General features: G+C 55.8%; 5 protein-coding genes. 3 read left to right on the forward strand and 2 right to left on the reverse strand.

Annotated elements, in window-relative coordinates; genetic code table 11:
• Nucleotides 1-252: 252 nt before the first annotated feature.
• Complete coding sequence (locus tag QZ197_RS14940; protein ID WP_296432947.1) at nucleotides 253-732, reverse strand: hypothetical protein; 480 nt, start codon at nucleotides 730-732, stop codon at nucleotides 253-255.
• Nucleotides 733-783: 51 nt separating this feature from the next.
• Nucleotides 784-1,371: a TetR/AcrR family transcriptional regulator gene (locus QZ197_RS14945; protein WP_296432948.1), complete on the reverse strand. Its 588-nt coding sequence runs from the start codon at nucleotides 1,369-1,371 to the stop codon at nucleotides 784-786.
• 28 nt (nucleotides 1,372-1,399) lie between these two features.
• On the opposite strand from QZ197_RS14945, the gene QZ197_RS14950 reads away from it, so the two are divergent.
• The 3 genes from QZ197_RS14950 (at nucleotide 1,400) to glpX (ending at nucleotide 4,078) form a co-directional block, all read left to right on the forward strand.
• A complete protein-coding gene (locus tag QZ197_RS14950) occupies nucleotides 1,400-1,687 on the forward strand; it encodes a hypothetical protein (protein WP_296432949.1) in 288 nt (95 codons plus the stop codon).
• Nucleotides 1,688-1,744: 57 nt separating this feature from the next.
• Nucleotides 1,745-3,031, forward strand: a complete 1,287-nt coding sequence (locus QZ197_RS14955) for a homoserine dehydrogenase (RefSeq protein ID WP_296432950.1) — start codon at nucleotides 1,745-1,747, stop codon at nucleotides 3,029-3,031.
• 81 nt (nucleotides 3,032-3,112) lie between these two features.
• Nucleotides 3,113-4,078, forward strand: a complete 966-nt coding sequence (glpX, locus tag QZ197_RS14960) for a class II fructose-bisphosphatase (protein WP_296432952.1) — start codon at nucleotides 3,113-3,115, stop codon at nucleotides 4,076-4,078.
• Nucleotides 4,079-4,307: the final 229 nt, after the last annotated feature.

Raw genomic sequence — 4,307 nt, forward strand, 5'->3', positions numbered from 1 at the left:
GTCAGCGATCGCCCTCGCTGCAACCGTCATATTCTGGTTATGAGTCCTGAACCTAGCTGACGATGATGTCGCAATACTTATAGAGACAAACACCGATTACAGCGCGCCCTTCTCTGTGGGGCTTGGGCCTTTCACCGGAACGGACATTCAAGACCTGACATTTACAAACTTCACGGTCATTCGACCTCGTTACGTTGACTCTTTGTGCTTCGATATCAAAGATTCATCAGCACCAGATGGCGGGATTATCTGCTAACGCTCTTTGATCTGTAACGCTATTTTTTCTGCCATAAACCGTGATTGACCGGCGGCTGTAACGCCGCCGACGCCGACGCGGTACCCCATCCGCCACCACATTCCCGGTGCCCATGAACGCTGGCCCTTTTGCTTCATAACAAGCGTAAACCCGTTCGAGGGCTTAAGCGCGAATGCGCCCCGCTCAACGCTATGCACATCTTCCAAACGCGCCAAAACGGTGCCTGAACTATCGTGCAACTCATCTTTGGTCAGTGTGATCACCATCGCCGTGGTCCGCCTGAGCCTTTCCGCCAGCCACAGCATCAGCACCCCGAATATCAGCATGAAGATCATCCAGTGCAATGCAGGCGGGTGCGCCAGCGTTGTATACAGTACGATAGCGCCCAATGAAAAAAGTACGCCATACCCAAACCAACGCCGCCCCGGCGAGGCGTGCACAGTCGCATAAATACCGTCAACTTCTGGCTGAAACATCTTAACGTACTCCGTCGTTGATCATGGCTTAGCTTGAATTACCGGCAATGCCTAGACGGCGACCGCTTTGCGAACCAAATCCCAATACATCGTCTCAATCGTATCCATCCCCAGCCGGCCATCGGTGCGGTACCAGTTGCTAAGCCCAGTCAGCAAACCAATCAAAGCCATCGTCGTAACACGCGTGTCAGTCACCGCAAAAACGCCTGTATTTTCGCCCTCGCGCAAGACCGCCTCTAGGGCATTTTCATAGCGGCGGCGCAGCGCTTCGATCTCGGCAAAGTTGTCAGGTGATAGGTTTCGCAGTTCCATGTAGGATACAAAAACATGATCCGCGCGTGGCAAGTGATAGCGAATATGAAACCGCGTGAACTGTTCAAGCTGCTGCAAAGGATCGCCTTGCAAATTCGCTGCGGCCAATGCGTCTAACAAGGCGGTCATGTGGCTTTGCATCAAATCAAACAGCAAGCTTTGCTTATCAGAAGTGTAGTTATAGAGCGCGCCAGCCTGCACACCGACTTCGGCTGCGATCTGGCGCATTGATACGGCAGCATACCCATGCTGCGCAATCAAGCGCAGGGCGGCCTCTTGGACCTTGGGGCCGGTGATGTCGGAATGTGAACCTTGCTTGCGTGCCATAGTGCCATTTAACTGAACGCTTGTTCAGATGGAAACCCCTGATCGGTGGTTCCCCTGCCCTGCGCGCGGCGCTATGGTCGCGCTCATGCGGTTTACTTTGATCTGTTGCCTTGCACTTTGTGGCTGTGCGTCGTTCCCCCAGCTTGAGGAAACGATCAGTGATGCCGCGCGCGCGGCTCCCTATCCTGCCCTAACGCCCGTGCCACTGGCCCCCGAGGCCACAGATAACGCAGCGGTCGATCTGCAAGCGCGCGTTGCAGCACTTCAAGCAAAAGCTGTGCGCATCAGACAGATTGATATCGCCGCATTGCAGTAGCGCGCCGCTTTCGCTAGACCCTGCGTGACGAAATTTTGAACGATGGATTGCAGCCTAATGACAACACCACTTCGCCTTGGAATTGCAGGTCTTGGGACCGTTGGCGTCGGCATCGTCCGGATCGTGCAAAAACATGCCGCATTGCTGGAACTGCGCGCTGGCCGCGCAGTAGAGATCGTCGCAGTCTCTGCGCGATCCAAGACCAAGGATCGCGGCGTCGATCTGTCTGGCTATGCATGGGAAGATGACCCTGTGACTTTGGCGAAACGTGCCGACATCGATGTGTTTATCGAAGTCATGGGCGGCCACGAAGGCCCCGCCAAAGACGCAGCCGAAGCGGCTATTGCCAATGGCAAAGACGTTGTGAGTGCCAACAAGGCCTTGCTCGCGATCCACGGTCAAGCATTGGCCGAAGCAGCAGAGGCAGCAGGTCATCTGATCCGTTTCGAAGCAGCCGTCGCAGGGGGTATCCCTGTGGTAAAAGCTTTGACTGAAGGACTTGCAGGCAACGAGATCACCCGCGTCATGGGCGTGATGAACGGCAGCTGCAACTATATCCTGACCCGCATGGAAGACGCAGGGCTAAGCTATGAAGCTGTCTTTGACGAAGCAAACGCGCTTGGCTATCTAGAAGCAGATCCCGAACTGGACGTAGGTGGCATTGACGCAGCGCATAAACTGGCGCTGCTGGCGTCCATCGCCTTTGGCACCCAGGTTGATTTCGACGCGGTCGAACTTGAGGGCATCGGATCGGTCACGATAGACGACATCCATCAAGCTGCCGACATGGGTTATAAGATCAAACTCCTTGGCGTGGCGCAGATGACGGGACGCGGGCTGGAACAGCGCATGTCGCCTTGCCTCGTGCCTGATACGTCACCTTTGGGTCAGCTTGCTGGCGGCACCAATATGATCGTCCTAGAGGGTGATGCAGTCAGCCAAATCGTTCTGCGCGGCCCCGGTGCGGGCGAAGGCCCCACAGCCAGCGCTATCATGGGCGATGTGATGGATATTGCACGCGGACTGCGGATTTCAACATTCGGGCAACCGGCCAAGACGCTGCGCAAGGCACGCGCAGCTCGTGCCGCTGTTTCAGCACCTTACTATTTACGCATGCAATTGATCGACAAGCCGGGTGCGCTGGCCAAAGTTGCACATGCCTTGGGCGAGGCTGGCATCTCAATCGACCGCATGCGCCAATACGACCACACGGACACAACAGCCCCGGTTTTGATCGTCACACACAAGACAACGCGCACGGCATTGGACGAAGCTTTGGCTGATTTTAAATCCACTGGCGTCGTTACCGGCGATCCTGTTGCGATCCGTATCGAGGCCGTCTGAACCACTCCTTTAGCGCAAACAGTCTTGTAGGTCATGGCTGGACAGGCTTTAGGTGGTGAAAGCCATCAAAGGACCGACAAAATGCCCAAAGCGCTTGATTTTAACGACCGCAACCTTTCGTTGGGCCTTGCCCGCGTTTCCGAGGCGGCAGCGATTGCCTGTGCGCCTCTGATCGGGCGCGGCGATGAAAAGGCTGCGGATCAAGCCGCTGTTGACGCAATGCGCACGCAGCTAAACAAACTTGATATCGCAGGCGTCGTTGTGATCGGCGAAGGCGAACGCGACGAAGCACCAATGCTCTTCATTGGCGAAGAAGTCGGCACGGGCAATGGTCCCGGCGTGGACATAGCCCTTGATCCGCTTGAAGGCACCACATTAACCGCCAAAGATATGCCTAACGCATTGGCTGTTATTGCGATGGGACCACGTGGGTCGATGCTGCATGCACCCGACGTTTATATGGACAAACTGGCCGTAGGCCCAGGTTTGCGCACTGGCGTGGTTACCTTGGACATGTCGCCGTCTGAACGGGTCTCTGCGCTGGCCGCGGCCAAAGGCTGTTCCACCAATGATATCACCGTTTGCGTGCTGGAACGTCCCCGCCACGAGCAAATGATTGAAGAGTTGCGCAGTACAGGTGCTGCAATCCGATTGATCACTGACGGCGACGTCGCAGGCGTTATGCATACGGCAGAACCGACCAAAACCGGGATCGACATGTATATGGGTTCCGGCGGCGCACCCGAAGGCGTGCTAGCGGCAGCCGCTCTCAAGTGTATGGGCGGACAGATTTTTGGCCGTCTGATCTTTCGCAATGACGATGAACGCGGACGTGCCACCAAAGCCGGCATCACCAACTTTGATCGCGTCTACACCCGCGATGACATGGTGACTGGTGACGTGATTTTCGCGGCAACTGGCGTGACAGATGGATCGCTTGTGCCAGGGATCAAACGTGAAGTTGGTTTTGTAACAGCTGAAACAATTCTGATGCGATCCAAAACCGGCTCTGTGCGGCGGATGATTTACCGCAATCCAATTGGCTAAAACAACAATTTCATGATTGTATCGATTAGGGCGTGGCGCAGGCTGCGCCCTTTCTATATTGTGCGTCAGCATGAACACACCACAAGATAAAGCGTTTCTAGGCATTGCACCTTCGGCCACAGGCCGCCGCTGGGTTGGTCCTACCGGCGAAGAAGACCGCTTGGCCGAAGCGATGGCCCAAGACACACAACTTCCAGCGCCTCTATGCCGGATTTTGGTTCGTCGGGGT

This window comes from Yoonia sp., assembly GCF_017854415.1.
Taxonomy (GTDB): Bacteria; Pseudomonadota; Alphaproteobacteria; order Rhodobacterales; family Rhodobacteraceae; genus Yoonia.

What these genes read in the sequence shown, in the direction of transcription:
- QZ197_RS14945 (WP_296432948.1), bottom strand. Translation starts at nt 1,371, where the DNA reads ATGGCACGCAAGCAAGGTTCACATTCCGACATCACCGGCCCCAAGGTC.
- QZ197_RS14950 (WP_296432949.1), top strand. Translation starts at nt 1,400, where the DNA reads ATGGAAACCCCTGATCGGTGGTTCCCCTGCCCTGCGCGCGGCGCTATG.
- QZ197_RS14940 (WP_296432947.1), bottom strand. Translation starts at nt 732, where the DNA reads ATGTTTCAGCCAGAAGTTGACGGTATTTATGCGACTGTGCACGCCTCG.
- glpX (WP_296432952.1), top strand. Translation starts at nt 3,113, where the DNA reads ATGCCCAAAGCGCTTGATTTTAACGACCGCAACCTTTCGTTGGGCCTT.
- QZ197_RS14955 (WP_296432950.1), top strand. Translation starts at nt 1,745, where the DNA reads ATGACAACACCACTTCGCCTTGGAATTGCAGGTCTTGGGACCGTTGGC.